The following is a 14,070-nucleotide window of genomic DNA, read 5'->3' on the forward strand; positions in this document are numbered from 1 at the left end:
TCAAAAGCAAGGAGTCATTTATGATCAACGAAGAGAAAGTCAAGATAATGAACAGGCTTGCAATGTATGAAAAGCGGGGCGGGAAGAAGTATCTGCCTGTCAGCAGATATTACCGCAGCGATTATATCGGGCTTGCATTAATTAAAAATTTTTTTCTGGTTACTATTGGATATGCCTTGGTTCTTGCAGCAGTAGCTGTATATTATTCAGAATATCTTATGAATAATATTAATCAGATGGATCTGGTCAGTCTGGGCATGAAAGTGGTTGGCGGTTATGCTGTGGTGCTGATCAGTTATTCGGTTCTTACTTATATTGCATATACTGTGAAATATCACTGTGCCAAGAAAAGTGTTAAGAAGTATTATGAAGAACTGACCAAACTGGAGAGGATCTACGGTCGTGAAGAGAAAAAGAATTCCGGACGGGAAATCACAGGAGGACGTAAAAGATGACAGCACTACTTGAATTAAAACAGAAAATTAAAAACCTGTATGGGCAATATGAACTTTATCTTCTTCCTGTATTCAAATTTGTTCTTGCCATGCTGTATTTTACCTGGATCAATGAAAATATGGGATATATGAGCCAGCTGAACAGTATGTTTGTTGTGCTGATCCTGGCTCTGATCTGTTCTATACTGCCATCTGTTGTGACAGTATATGCAGGATTTATCCTGATGATCCTTCACAGCTATGCCTTGAGCCTGGAGACTGCAGGGTTTATGCTGGTACTGATTCTGGTAATGGTGATCTTTTTCCTTAGATTCAGCGGCGGACAGAATACGGTGATGGCTTTTACACCGATCACCTTTATGTTTAATGTTCCGGCGATCCTGCCTATTGGCAGCGGCCTTATGGGCAATGCAGTATCCGCTATTCCGGCAGGGTGCAGTGTGGTATTGTTTTATTTCATCCGATTTATCAAAAGACAGTCCGCTTCACTGATGAACACAGACCTGGAAGTGGCAGACAAGCTGCAGCTTCTTGCAGACGGGCTTGCACAGAATTGGGGTATGTGGATCACAGTAGTTGCTTTTGTTCTTGTGGTCCTTGTTGTTTATCTGATTCGTACCCGTGCTTTTGATTATGCATGGAGGATCGCTATTGTTGCAGGCGGTGTGACTTATGTGCTTGTGATGCTGGGAGGAAGCCTTTTCCTGAACGCAACTGTTTCCATGCCGGCACTGATCACCTGTGCAGTTTTGTCAGTGGTATTTGCCATTATTCTGGAATTCTTTGTATTTGGAGGGGATTACAGCCGTACAGAGAGACTGGAATATGAGGATGATGAATATTTTTACTATGTAAAGGCTGTTCCCAAGGCGTCTGTATCTACTTCCGAAAGAAGCATCAAGAAGATCAACGGAGAGCCTATAAGGGAAGAGAGACGTTCCGAAGAAAAGAAAGCGGTATCTTTCACAGAGCCTACGCAGGCTGTAAGTGACAAACCAAAGAAACGAAGGACAGCGCCTGCACCTACGCCAAGAAAGGCAAAGCCGGTTTCAAAGGAAGACGATATGGATGAAATTGACTTTGAGAAGAAACTGGAAGAGTCTTTGAAAGATCTGTAATAACAATTCAGCAGTCGGTGATTACAAGGATGCTGAATTGTTATTACCTGTAACTGTAAACCAAACCGGCGCCAAAGCAGCGCTGATTACAATAAATGAGAGGAGACCGTTATGCAGGATATTGCAGTTATGCTTGCCAGGTATCTTCCTAAGCTGGCATTACCGCAGGTTGGAATCACTGATGTGATCGAAATTGCCCTGATATCATTCTTTGTATATCAGTTCATGGTTTGGATCAAATTCACCCGTGCATATACACTGCTGAAGGGTATCCTGATAGTTCTTGGGTTTATTTTTATTGCATATGTTTTCCAGATGAGCACCATTCTCTGGATCGTAAAGAATTTGTCTACTGTGCTGATTACTGCAGTGATCATTATTTTTCAGCCAGAGCTTCGTAAAGTGCTGGAACAGCTTGGACAGAAAAAGATCATGTCTGCGATCCCATTGTTTGATACAAGCAAGGAAGTACAGGAACGTTTTACGGACAAGACTGTAAATGAACTGGTCAAGGCCTGCTTTGATATGGGAGAAGTCAAGACCGGTGCTTTGATCGTGATCGAGCAGAATATCCGTCTTACAGAATATGAGCGGACTGGTATTAATGTAGATGCAGTGCTTACCAGCCAGCTTCTGATCAATATTTTTGAGCATAATACGCCTCTTCATGACGGAGCGGTTCTTGTAAGAGGCAATCGTATCGTAGCTGCGACATGCTATCTGCCTCTTTCTGATAATATGGAACTGAGCAAACAGCTGGGAACCCGCCACAGAGCAGGTGTAGGGATCAGTGAAGTTAGTGATTCTCTGACAATTATCGTGTCAGAGGAAACAGGACAGGTATCTGTAGCGAAGGGCGGAAAGCTTTCCAGAGGGCTGACCAGTGCCCAGCTTCGGGAAGCACTTGTAAAAGCACAGAATAAGAAGGTTGTTGATAACGGTAAATTACGCCATCTGCTGAAGGGGAGGGCGAAACATGAACAATAATAGGAAGCTTACAGCAAATATTCCATTGAAAATCATGTCCATCCTGGTGGGGATCCTGGTATGGCTTTTGGTTGTCAATGTGGATAATCCTATTAAGACCAGGACGATCATTATTCCAGGGGAGAACGTGGAAGTGATCAATAAGGCATACGTGGACAGTGACAATAAGATGGTTATGCAGGATGACAATCCGGATCCTGTAAGGGTTTCTGTGACTGCAGAGCGCAAGACCCTTGCACGTCTGACGGCTTCTGATATATCTGTAGTAGCTGACCTGCAGCAGGCAGGGAATCTTGATACAAAGCCGGTGATGGTTCCTATTGCAGCAAGCTGCAGCGGTGTTTCTGCTGATAACATAAAAGTGACACCTCAGTATCTGGAGGTGCGTCTGGAAGAAAAAGCCTCCCAGGATTTCTTGGTGAATGCTAATTATGGCACCAGTACACCGGGGAAAGGCTATGAGGTAGGTGCTCAGACTGCAAGCCCGGAAAAAGTAAGGATCACAGGACCAAAGTCGCTGATCAATAAAATTGATAAAGTAAATGCTACCGTGAATGTGGACGGCAAAACAAAAGATGTGACAGAAGATGTTAATCTTCAGATTATTGATAAGAACCAGGACAGTCTTACTGACGGCAAGATGGCATATCTGACCATTGACAATCCTAAGGTAACAGTTACCACCAAGTTTTGGAAGATCCGTACAGGTGTGAAGCTGCGTGCCGGTTATACAGGAGAAGCGGCAGATGGTTATCAGGTAGACAGTGTGACTACAGTGCCTGACACCATCAGCATTGCAGGTACGGATGAGGCATTAGAGAAGCTGAGACTGGAAGATAATACATTGTGGATCTCAGGAGATGGTGTAGATATCTCCGGTGAGAAGGGTGATATGGAAAAGAAGGTAAGCCTGAAGGATGTGCTTCCTGAGGATACCAAGCTTACAAGTGGAGCCAGCGAGGATGTGCTGGTGCGGGTATCTATCCTGCCTGTTGGCAGTCGTACATTCAGTCTTCCTGCTAATGAGATCGAAGTGGATAACAAACCTTCTGATCTGCAGTTCGCTTTTGACACAGATAGTATCAGTGTGAAGGTAAAGGCTGTAGACGGGGATATTGATGAGTTTGATGTTTCGGATATTAAGGCATCCATTGATCTGGATGGAAAGACGGAAGGAAGCTATGAAGTGCCTGTGACAGTGAAGCTGCCAAAGGGCTATGAGCTTCTTGAGGATGTGACCACAGATGTGACGATCTCCGAGATCTCCAATGTGGAAGATAATAATGGATAAGGGGTGATAAAATGGTAAGTCAGAAAGTAATTGTGAACAATCCATCAGGACTGCATCTGCGTCCGGCAGGAATCCTGTGTAAGGAGGCAATCAAATTCAAATCATTGATTACATTTACATTCAGTGGGGGGACTGCAAACGCCAAAAGCGTACTGAGCGTGCTTGGGGCATGTGTGAAGTGCGGAGATGAGATTGAACTGGTGTGCGAAGGTGCAGATGAAAAGGAAGCACTGGAAGCATTGGTAAAGGCAATTGAAGGCGGATTAGGGGAATAAGGAGATCTTAAGTGAAAAAAAGAATTGTATCTATGCTTTTGTGTGCAGCTATGTGTATGACAGCTGCGCCGTCTGCTTATGCTATGGAAGTGGATTCTTTTACAGAGACTGCTGCAGAAGGGTCAGATGAGGGTTTTGAGGATTTAACTGCTGTACCATCAAAGGAGGCAGGTGAAACAGGAACTGAGTCAGAAACTGTGACAGGGACTGAAACAGAGACTGAAACGGAGACTACTACAGAGATTACTGATATTGGCCAGGATGAACTGACGGGAGCAGATGTGCAGGGGGGCACTGTACAGGAGGAGCCGTCCGCTGATGCGTCCGGACTGGATGCAGACAGCCAGGAAAGTCTGTTTAATGATGGGAATGTTTTTGCTGGTGAGGATCTTTCAGCACAGGAAGCAGGTAATACTGCCGGAAGCTGGCGTTGGGATCAGGCATCAGGCGCTTTTTCCTACTACGATCCATCAGGGAATCAGGTGGCTCTGCCTCAATTGGATCAGGAATACCAGGCGCAGGGAAAATACACAGGATATTATCTGATCGATGGAAATTATTACTGCCTGGATGAGCATGGAGTTCCACGTACAGGTATGATCCAGCTTACTGCGAACGGTGTGACTTCCACCTATTATTTCCAGGAAGAAAAAGATGCTTATGGTATTGCAGGCAGGATGTTCTATGGCGGATGGCTTTGCCAGCAGACAGATCAGGGTGAGAAGTGGCAGTTTTTTAATACTGGCAGAGACAATGTGGCCGATCTGGGTAAGCTATATGAGCATGGAACTATTGTTACCAAACTGGATCCTGCTGTAAAAGGAGACAGATCTTATCTTCTGGATAAGAATGGCTATATCCTTAAAAATGCCATGAAGAAGGCTGAGAATGGTAAGTATTATCTGACGGATGCCCAGGGGCAGATCTATATCAATAAGATCGTCACCTATAAAGGCAGCAAGTATTATGTGGGCAAGTATGGCAGCCGTGCAACATGGAAGAATTGCTGGCATCGCTGTACAGGTGCGGGGAACCGGATGTATTATTTCGGTAAAACACCTGGCAAGATCGTCAAAAAGACTGGCTGGCAGAAGGTAACTGTAAATGGTAAATTTTATGGATGGTTCTATTTTACAAAGAATGGAAACCATTATAAGAACAAGCTGCTGAAGTCCGGTTACTATTTCAGAGAAAACGGAAAGCTTGCCGGCGGCATGTATAAGGTTGGGAAGAAGACATACTTCTTTACACCAAGTACCTCATCCAAAAGGAATGGCAAGATGGTTAAGGGACGTCTGGCAACAGACGGTACCAACTGGTATTATGCATATAAGACTGGTGTACTTCGTAAGAGCGGCTGGCAGAAGGTGAAGGGCAATTCCTATTACTTCAAGAATTACAAAGCAGTTCGCAATACATTTATCAAAAAAGGAAGTACATACGGATATCTGGACAATACAGGAAGATTTACAACAGGATGGGTGATTGAAAATGATTCAAAGAATCTGGTTCGGTATATTGACCCATCTAAGAAAGGCTTTGTGAAGAATACATCCTGTGTGATCGATGGTCTGCGTTATTACTTTGATGCAGACGGTTACAGGATCAATGATGTGACTGATCGGGTGGCTGGACCATATTCTGTTACAGTAGACCGTGTGAATGGGGTTATGACTGTATATAATTCCAATCGCACCATTCCAGTAAAGAGTATCCGCGTTTCTGTTGGACTACCATCCACACCTACCCCGGTAGGTACATTCAGGCTTAGCCGCAGCGCCAGATGGCAGCCGTTGATGGGTAATTCCTGGGGACAGTATGGGACACATGTAACTGGCAATGTTCTTGTGCATTCCGTACCAGGAGGCAGCCCGGATGTATATGCACTTCCGGCAGGATTTTACAATATGCTTGGAGAGCCTGCTTCCCATGGATGTATCCGTGTATGTGTAGCAGATGCCAAGTGGGTTTATGAGAACTGCAATGGATCTGCGATTACTATTTTTGATGGCACAGCCAGGAGCGAAGAAGTATTCAAGGGACCGTTGGGACGCAATCCGCTGGTAGCTCTGCGTGCGCCATACACTTTTGATCCTACAGATCCTTCTATTACAAAATAAATTACAATGGGAGATGTTGCTGCGGCAGCATCTCCTTTTTTACAATGCAACCAGTGATACTATTTTGCCTATGTTTGTTTTCTGTCCAGTATCTTTGGGGGGATTGGGTGTGATAGTTTAGAACGGTGCGGAAAATCTTGTTGAAATTAAGGGGATTCCTATGTATAATAAACAGGTAACAAAAATGTAATAATTTTGATAAGGTTTGGCACACATGTAGAGAATATTTTGGAACGTAACTGGGAAGGTGCCGAATTGTGAGGAGTTTTGTTAAGAAAGGATTTGGAGGGTATAAATGAAAAACTGGAAAAAATGGCTGACCTGCGGGATGTTTGCAATGGCATTAGGAACAGCAGGGATTTCTGGAACGAAGGATGTAAAAGCAGAAAGTGTGAATCCGGCATTACTGCGGCAGAACGTAGCAGAAGGAGAAGAGGTTCCACAGGTAGGAGCTTCCAGCTCTTCTGCTGTGGACAAACGTGCATGGAGACGGATCAACGGTGTGTGTTACAATGGCAGCGGCGCAGAGATTCCCGGAGTGGTAACAAGAGGTATCGATGTATCAGAATGGCAAGGGAAGATCAACTGGCAGAAAGTGAAAAATTCAGACATTGATTTTGCCTTTATCCGTATTTCCTCTGGTACAGATTATATGGATAAGTATTATGATTATAATATGAGTTCTGCGAATGAAGCAGACCTTCCGGTTGGAACTTACGTATACAGCAAAGCCACCACTACCACTGCAGCTTTAAAGGAAGCACAGCTGGCCATCAGTAAGATGAACGGCTACAAGGTTTCCTATCCGGTTGTATATGATATTGAATATTCCAAAATGGAATCTTTATCTAAGAACCAGATCGCAAGAATGACACTTGCCTTCTGCAATGAAGTGAAGGCTGCCGGATATACGCCAATGGTTTATATGAATACCCACTGGTATAAAGAAAAGGTAAATATGAGTATGCTGTCCGGTCTTGACGTATGGATCGCAAGCTACAGTGATAAGAATCCTGCACCGGACAGAAGTGTATACAATTATGGAATCTGGCAGTGTACAGCCGGGAATCTTGGAGAAGGCTCTTACATGCGTACTACCAAAGGGCTGGTAGCAGGTATTCCTAAAGAAAATAATGTGGACCTGAATTATGGCTTTGTAGATTATACTACACGTGTGACGCCCAGATGGTCAGCAAGGGAAGGATATACCCCTGCAACAGAAGCATCTACAGCTGATATATCTGTAAAAAATGGCTGGTATACAGAAAATGGCAGACAGTGTTATTATATCAATGATGAGCGTGTAAAGGGCTGGAAGCAGATTAATGGTAAATACTATTACTTCCATCCGGTATCCGGTAATATGTACGTGAACAGCCTTGTAAAAGTAAATGGTGTAGTGTATTATGTGGACAAAAATGGTGTACGTACTGCCAAACGCTGGGTAACAAAAAGCCGCAACAAATATTATATTGGCAGCAAGGGCATTGCCTTAAAGGGCAGCCAGAGGATCAAAGGAAAATATTATTTCTTTGATCTGGACACCAGGATCATGTACAGGAATAAAAAGCTGGTAAGGAATGGAAGGATCTTCTATTTCGGAAATAATGGTGTAAGATTTAACGGAGGATTTAAGACCATCCGGGAAAATGGAGTATATAATACCTATTATTTCCAGAAGAACGGACAGGCAAAGAAGGGATGGCTGAGATTAAACGGTAAGAAATATTATTTCTATCCTTCTGGTGACAAAGCAGGTGTATGTGCAAAGCATACAAGAATCCGGACAGCCAGCGGAATGATCTACGTGTTTGATAAAAACGGTGTCTATGTGAGACGATATAAGCGAAAATAAAGAGAAACAGGTCAATACAGCCTGTAAACAAAAAGCTAAGGAAAACATACGTAAATAAGGATAAACAGGGACTATGAAGAAAATTGTGATCATCGGAGCAAATGATTTTCAGCGCCCGCTCATAAGAAAAGCCAAGGACATGGGTTATCAGACCCATGTCTTTGCATGGAGAGAAGGCGCTACAGGTGCATCAGATGCAGATTACTTTTATGAGATCAGTATTACTGAAAAAGAAAAAATACTGGAGATCTGTAAACAGATCCAGCCGGATGGAGTAGCGACTATTGGCTCTGACCTGGCAAATATAACGGTACAGTATCTGGCTGAAAGGCTGGGACTTCCAGGCAATTCGGAAGAGTGTATCAAAAACTCTACCAATAAGTATGCCATGCGGAAGGCCTTTCTTCTGGCTGGGATCCCTGTACCTTTTTTTACGATCGTGGAAGAAGAGGACAAGGTACAGATACCGGAATATCCGGTGATCGTAAAGCCTACAGACCGTTCCGGGAGCAGGGCCATCACAAAGGTAAACAACTCAAGGGAGCTGAAGGCTGCTATCACTGCCGCAGTCAGTCAGTCCTTTGAAAAGAAAGCCATTGTGGAAGGCTATCTTTCCGGGGATGAATATAGCATGGAAACCATAAGCTTTGCAGGACAGCATCATTGTCTGGCTATTACAAAGAAATATACCACAGGAACTCCTCATTTTATTGAAACAGGTCATTTACAGCCTGCACCTCTTCATACTGAAACAGAAGAAAAAGCAAAGAAAATGATTTTTGCAGCTTTGGATGCCCTGCAGGTGAAAAATGGCGCCGGTCACAGCGAATTCCGTATTGATGAAAAGGGTGATATCCACATTATTGAGATCGGATCCAGAATGGGCGGGGACTGTATCGGCTCACATCTGGTGCCTTTGTCCACAGGACAGGATTTTGTAGGAATGGTGGTGGACATAGCATTAGGGAATGCGCCCAAATTTGCCCGGAAGCAGGAAGGAATGTATGCAGCCATTCGTTTTATCATGGATGAAAAAGATCTTCAGGCTTATTACCAATTAAAAGAAACGTGCCCTGAGATCATCCGGGAGTTTGTGCTAGACAGTCAGCCTGGCTCCCATCCTATTACAGACAGTGGCTCCAGATATGGGTATTATATTGTGCAGACCGATTCTCTGGAGCAGGCGCGCAAAATCCTGGGCTCCGTCAGTTGACAGTATCGGACAAAAACGCTATGATATGATACAGCGATAACCGGGCGGTTCATGCCCTGATTTTTAAGAAGAGGTAGGGATTCCATGAAGAAACTGATGATCCTGGGAGCCAGTTACTCTCAGATGCCACTGATCCAGGCGGCGAAAAGGCTGGGGATTTATACCATTGTCTGCAGCACACCAGGCAGCTGGCCAGGTTTTGCAGAAGCAGACGAATGTTCCTATACAGACATATCAGATCCACAGGCAGTGCTGGCAGAGGCAAGACGCACACAGATCCAGGGGATCACCACCTGTTGTCTTGATACAGGAGTACCGGCTATAGGGACTGTGTGTGAAGCTATGGGGCTTACCGGGCCAAAAGCCATTCCTGCACAGACAGCCTCTGATAAATGGAAAATGAAAGAAGCCTTTGTAAAGGCAGGGGTACAGACAGCACGGCATATCCGTGTAAGATCTGAGGAAGAACTGGAAGCCGCCCTTTCCCAGCTTACCTTTCCTGTGATCCTGAAGGCAGTAGACCTGATGGGGAGCAGAGGGATTTTCCGCAGCAATACAAAAGAAGAAGCAAGAGCCAATTACAGGCTTACTATGGAAGCTACAGGGAAGGATTACTGCCTTGTAGAAGAATTTATAGAAGGCACTTTATTTGGGGCAGAAGCTATGCTGAAGGACGGAAAGTTTTTGTATTGCCTTCTGGATAATACAGAAGCTTTCATCAGCGCAGTGCCTACACCGGTAGGACATTCTGTGCCTTTTGATGAAGAGGAAGCTCTTGGCGCGCAGGCCAGGGAGCAGGTGGGCAAAGCAGCAAAAGCCCTGGGACTTGATAATTGTCCTGTGAACTGTGACCTGATCTGGAAGGATGGCAGGGTTTATGTGGTTGAGATCACTGCCAGGGCAGGAGCTACTTGTCTGCCGGAGATTGTAGGAGAGTTTTTTGGTATCAATTATTATGAAGCCATTGTAAGGCTGGCTCTGGATCTTGGGGTTGAAGAGATGTTCCATCTGGATGGAGAACATCCTGCTGTTTTGTCACATACTTTATTATCTTTACGTGATGGGATCGTAAAAGAGATCAGGAATGACAATGCACCATCCGGGGATATCCTGGATCTTTCTTTCAACATTTGCCCTGGAGAAGAGATACACAGATATCGTAATGGCAGGGACAGGCTGGGGCAGGTGATCCTGAAGGGCAGCACACTTACAGAATGCAGAAAGAGACTTCAGGAAGTTTTATCAAAAATACACATTGAATTTATGGAATAATTATGGGAAAATAGCATGAAAGAGAATGGAAAGCAAAAGACAGCAGGACTTTTTCTGGTTCTGCATGTAAGCCTTCTGATGAGTTCTTTAAGCGGTGTATGTTCCAAAATGGCAGCCAATCAGAAAAGTTTGATCGGCTTTGCTTTATGGTATGGAGGCGTTCTTCTGATCATGGCTTTGTATGCCCTGATTTGGCAGCAGATCCTGAAGCATCTGCCATTGACGGTGGCTTATGCTAATAAGCCGGTAAGCTTGATCTGGGGGATGATCTGGGGTACCTTTATTTTTGGTGAGAAGATCACCTGGAATATGATCCTTGGGGCACTGATCATTTTTGGAGGAATTTACCTGGTGGTGACTGCTGATGAATGAACTGCAGATTTATATATGTATTCTGATCGTATCTGTATTTGTGGCATCCCTTTCCCAGATATTGCTGAAGATATCTGCCAATAAGACATACAGGGACAGACTTCACGAATATCTGAATCCTTATGTGATCACAGGATACGGACTTTTGTTCCTGTCAACACTTCTTACAATGGTGGCATTAAAGAAAGTACCCCTTTCTCTGTCGCCTGTGATTGAGTCCAGCAGCTATATATTTGTGTCCTTGATGGGATATCTGGTGTTGAAGGAACGGTTTACCAAGAGAAAACTTCTGGGACTGCTGGTGATCCTTGTGGGGATCCTGGTATTCTCATTATAAAAGGAGAAAAAATGCTTTTATCAATTGTGATCCCCTGCTACAGATCTGCCCATACCATTGAGAAGGTGGTGGAGATGAGCATGGAGGTGATTCGGACGATCCCCGGACTGGACTGTGAATTTATCCTGGTGAATGATTGTTCCCCGGATGATACCTTTGAAGTTATCCGCAGGTTGGGCATCAAATATCCGAATGTAAAGGGAATTAATTTGGCCAAGAATTTTGGTCAGCATAATGCCATCATGGCAGGACTTCATGAGGCAAAAGGGGATTATATCATGGGAATGGATGATGATATGCAGACCCACCCGTCGCAGATCCCTGCCTTTATTAAGGCGATGGAAGAGGGCTATGATGTAGTCTTTGGAATATATAAGAAAAGAAAATTCAGTTTCATGAAGAATCTGACCAGCAAGATTGCTTCATTTATTGTATGGCATATGGTAGAACGGCCTAAGGGACTGGAGGCTAGCAATTACTGGTGCTGCCGCAGGTATGTGCGGGATGAGATCGTGAAGTATGAAGGTTACAATCTTTACCTGCAGATCCTGTTTTATCGTACTACTTCTAATATTGCTAATATTGAGATCCAGCATTTTTCAAGAGAAGAAGGAAGCTCCAATTATAATTTTAAAAAGGCGTTCCGCTTGTTTATGTCTTTCCTGAATTATACGGTGATCCCTCTTCGGGCAGCAGAGGTGATGGGAGTTCTGTTTTCCCTTACCGGATTTATACTGGCAGTGGCTGTGCTGATCCAGAAGCTGTCCAATCCTGATGTGGCTATGGGCTGGTCTTCCCTGATGTGTGCCATGCTGATCTTCTTCGGTATTACATTTCTGATGCTTGGAGTTATGGGAGAATATATCGGTAAGATGATTCTGAACCAGAATAAAACTCCTCAGTATGTAATACGGGAAACAGTAAATGTTCAGAAGGCAGATGCTCAGAAGATAAGTGTTCAGAAGTCAGATGCTCAGGAACCGGCAGAAATTATACAGAAAAAAGGACATGGAAAAGCTGATGATTGATTTTAACAGGCCTGCCTATACAGGCAAAGAAATGGAATATATTCAGGATGCTGTACAAAGAGGCATGCTGTGCGGTGACGGGGAATATACCAAACGGTGCTCCAGATGGATGGAGGAAAGGTTTCATACAGCACATGTAATGCTTACCACTTCCTGTACCCATGCACTGGAGATGGCTGCTTATCTGTCTGATATACAGCCCGGGGATGAGGTGATCATGCCTGCATATACCTTTGTGTCTACAGCAGATGCGTTTGTACTTCGTGGCGCCAGGATCGTATTTGTGGATATCCGTCCGGATACCATGAACATTGATGAGGATTTGATCGAGCCGGCCATCACAGAGAAGACCAAGGCAATCGTAGTGGTCCATTATGCAGGAGTGTCCTGTGAGATGGATAAGATTCTTCAGATCGCACACAAATATGGACTGAAGGTAGTAGAGGATGCTGCCCAGGGCGTAAATGCCTATTATAAGGGCAAGGCACTGGGAACTATTGGTGATTTTGGCTGCTATAGCTTCCATGAAACAAAGAATTATACCATGGGAGAGGGCGGCGCTATTTTATTTGATAAAGACGAGTATCAGGAAAAAGCAGAGATCCTCAGGGAAAAGGGAACTGACAGAAGTAAGTTTTTCAGAGGCCAGGTGGACAAATACCGGTGGATGGATTATGGTTCCTCCTATCTTCCAAGTGAACTGAATGCAGCCTATCTTTACGCACAGCTGGAGGTTTGTGACCAGATCCAGGATAAAAGGATGGAAATCTGGAATTATTATCATCGAGAGCTGGAAGCTCTTGAGAAAGAAGGCAAGATTACACGGCCTGTGATACCGGAAGGATGTATCCATAATGCTCATATGTACTATTTGAAAGTGCGGGATATGGAAGTTCGTACTAAGCTGATCCATTATCTTCGGGAAAAAGGTATCTGCAGTGTATTTCATTATATTCCTCTGCATACAGCACCGGCAGGACAGAAGTTTGGCCGTTTTGCAGGAGAGGACCGATATACTACAAAGGAAAGCGAGAAACTGTTAAGGCTGCCTATGTTCTACAACCTGGACATGAAGGATGTGGAGTATGTTACAGAGCAGCTGAAGTCCTTTAAGGAGTATTAAGCAAGTTGGATTTGTGACCAAAATATAGAAAATGGAAAGCCAAAAAAGGCAGAAAGGAAATTAAAATGGGAAAGATCAAAGTGACACCATGTGGAGATATTGAAGGATTGAAAGTAATCGAGCCAACTGTTTTTGGAGATGCCCGTGGTTATTTTATGGAAACCTACAATTACAATGATTTCAAGGAAGCAGGGATTGATGTGGAGTTTGTGCAGGACAATCAGTCCAGTTCCCACTACGGAGTATTAAGAGGTCTTCATTTCCAGATCAATTATCCTCAGGATAAGCTGGTTCGTGTGGTAAACGGTGAAGTGTTTGATGTGGCAGTAGATTTACGAGAAGGCTCCAAAACCTACGGCAAATGGTTTGGTGTTGTGCTTTCAGCAGAAAATAAAAAACAGTTCTTTATTCCAAAGGGATTTGCTCATGGATTTCTGGTACTTTCCGAAAGTGCAGAGTTCACCTACAAATGTTCTGACTTCTATCATCCGGGAGACGAAGGCGGCCTGATCTGGAATGATCCGGATATTGGAGTAGAATGGCCGATCCCTGAAGGTATGGAGCTTACTTTCTCTGACAAAGACCAGAAATGGGGGAGCTTTAAGGAGTTCCATAGATAGGAGA

14 protein-coding genes are annotated in these 14,070 nt (G+C 44.2%); all 14 read left to right on the forward strand.

The genetic code is table 11. The annotated features are described in order from the left end of the window. The first annotated feature begins 20 nt into the window (after positions 1-20). The 14 genes from OCV61_RS08080 to rfbC all read left to right on the forward strand — a co-directional run bounded on the left by OCV61_RS08080 (position 21) and on the right by rfbC (position 14,066). Positions 21-455 (forward strand): hypothetical protein, encoded by a 435-nt coding sequence (locus tag OCV61_RS08080; protein ID WP_158421401.1) that lies wholly within the window; start codon positions 21-23, stop codon positions 453-455. Next, complete coding sequence (locus OCV61_RS08085; RefSeq protein WP_158421402.1) at positions 452-1,573, forward strand: hypothetical protein; 1,122 nt, start codon at positions 452-454, stop codon at positions 1,571-1,573. The genes OCV61_RS08080 and OCV61_RS08085 overlap by 4 nt, the downstream gene beginning before the upstream one ends. Positions 1,574-1,684: 111 nt before the next feature. Then, complete coding sequence (gene cdaA / locus OCV61_RS08090; RefSeq protein ID WP_158421403.1) at positions 1,685-2,560, forward strand: diadenylate cyclase CdaA; 876 nt, start codon at positions 1,685-1,687, stop codon at positions 2,558-2,560. After that, positions 2,550-3,851 carry a CdaR family protein gene (locus tag OCV61_RS08095; protein ID WP_158421404.1) on the forward strand — a complete coding sequence of 434 codons (1,302 nt, stop codon included), beginning with the start codon at positions 2,550-2,552 and terminating at the stop codon, positions 3,849-3,851. The genes cdaA and OCV61_RS08095 overlap by 11 nt, the downstream gene beginning before the upstream one ends. A gap of 11 nt (positions 3,852-3,862) precedes the next feature. Next, positions 3,863-4,126: an HPr family phosphocarrier protein gene (locus OCV61_RS08100; RefSeq protein WP_158421405.1), complete on the forward strand. Its 264-nt coding sequence runs from the start codon at positions 3,863-3,865 to the stop codon at positions 4,124-4,126. A gap of 11 nt (positions 4,127-4,137) precedes the next feature. Continuing rightward, on the forward strand, positions 4,138-6,246 hold the full coding sequence (locus OCV61_RS08105) for a L,D-transpeptidase family protein (RefSeq protein WP_158421406.1): 2,109 nt from the start codon (positions 4,138-4,140) through the stop codon (positions 6,244-6,246). A 295-nt stretch (positions 6,247-6,541) separates the two neighbouring features. Further along, positions 6,542-8,101 (forward strand): GH25 family lysozyme, encoded by a 1,560-nt coding sequence (locus OCV61_RS08110; protein WP_158421407.1) that lies wholly within the window; start codon positions 6,542-6,544, stop codon positions 8,099-8,101. 73 nt (positions 8,102-8,174) lie between these two features. Beyond that, positions 8,175-9,314 carry an ATP-grasp domain-containing protein gene (locus OCV61_RS08115; RefSeq protein WP_158421408.1) on the forward strand — a complete coding sequence of 380 codons (1,140 nt, stop codon included), beginning with the start codon at positions 8,175-8,177 and terminating at the stop codon, positions 9,312-9,314. 84 nt (positions 9,315-9,398) lie between these two features. Further along, positions 9,399-10,586, forward strand: a complete 1,188-nt coding sequence (locus OCV61_RS08120) for an ATP-grasp domain-containing protein (RefSeq protein WP_158421409.1) — start codon at positions 9,399-9,401, stop codon at positions 10,584-10,586. Positions 10,587-10,601: 15 nt separating this feature from the next. After that, on the forward strand, positions 10,602-10,958 hold the full coding sequence (locus OCV61_RS08125) for an EamA family transporter (RefSeq protein ID WP_158421410.1): 357 nt from the start codon (positions 10,602-10,604) through the stop codon (positions 10,956-10,958). Then, positions 10,951-11,295 carry an EamA family transporter gene (locus tag OCV61_RS08130; RefSeq protein ID WP_173727261.1) on the forward strand — a complete coding sequence of 115 codons (345 nt, stop codon included), beginning with the start codon at positions 10,951-10,953 and terminating at the stop codon, positions 11,293-11,295. Before OCV61_RS08125 ends, OCV61_RS08130 begins: the two co-directional genes overlap by 8 nt. An 11-nt stretch (positions 11,296-11,306) precedes the next feature. Continuing rightward, a complete protein-coding gene (locus OCV61_RS08135; RefSeq protein ID WP_158421412.1) occupies positions 11,307-12,323 on the forward strand; it encodes a glycosyltransferase family 2 protein in 1,017 nt (338 codons plus the stop codon). Further along, a complete protein-coding gene (gene rffA, locus OCV61_RS08140) occupies positions 12,316-13,446 on the forward strand; it encodes a dTDP-4-amino-4,6-dideoxygalactose transaminase (protein WP_158421457.1) in 1,131 nt (376 codons plus the stop codon). The genes OCV61_RS08135 and rffA overlap by 8 nt, the downstream gene beginning before the upstream one ends. A 65-nt stretch (positions 13,447-13,511) precedes the next feature. Continuing rightward, the gene (gene rfbC, locus OCV61_RS08145; protein WP_158421413.1) at positions 13,512-14,066 is read left to right on the forward strand and encodes a dTDP-4-dehydrorhamnose 3,5-epimerase; all 555 of its coding nucleotides are present in this window, start codon (positions 13,512-13,514) and stop codon (positions 14,064-14,066) included. Positions 14,067-14,070 lie beyond the last annotated feature (4 nt).

It is taken from the genome of Blautia ammoniilytica, from assembly GCF_025566965.1.
GTDB classification, from domain to species: domain Bacteria; phylum Bacillota; class Clostridia; order Lachnospirales; family Lachnospiraceae; genus Blautia_A; species Blautia_A ammoniilytica.